Genomic DNA, 553 nt, shown 5'->3' on the forward strand with positions numbered 1-553 from the left:
CTCAGGCGCGGCACTAGCACCCCCAGCGTCCGGGTTTCCCCCCGGCGCAGGCTTGATGCGAAGGAGTTCCGGCGGTAGCGAGTTCCTCGGCAATCTTCCGGACGTGCTGGGCCGCGGCCGAGCGCGATACCCGGACCCCGCTCGTCAAGGGCGCGGCTGGCGGTGGAAAGACTCACGCCACTGGCCGCGGCAACATCCCGCAACGTGACGCTTGCGCCTGGTTCGGCCGGTTCCATGTGAAAACTCCTGTTCGGGATTGTCCTAGAAGACACTCTATTTCCTCCACGTGTTTGGCAGGGCCTTGACAGTGAGCCGCACCACACCGCACAATGAAAACGTTCCCGCAAACGTTCTCACATTGTAGCGGGACTACGATCAAGAAAACAGAGGAAGCTCTCATGACCATCGATCTTCGCGGGCTCGTTCCCGCACCTGTAACGCCGTTCAACCGGGACGGCAGCGTCGACGTCGACGCGATCCACCGCCTGGGTGGCTGGCTCGCCGGCGTCGAGGGCGTCAAGGGCCTGGTGGTCCTGGGCCACGCGGGCGAGGG

At 64.6% G+C, this 553-nt stretch carries 1 pseudogene; it reads right to left on the reverse strand.

The features are described 5' to 3' along the window. A pseudogene (locus AHiyo1_RS19105) lies at positions 1-236 on the reverse strand (LacI family DNA-binding transcriptional regulator); the annotation flags it as partial. Between the last annotated feature and the right edge of the window lie 317 nt (positions 237-553).

The organism is Arthrobacter sp. Hiyo1, assembly GCF_001263615.2.
Lineage (GTDB): Bacteria > Actinomycetota > Actinomycetes > Actinomycetales > Micrococcaceae > Arthrobacter.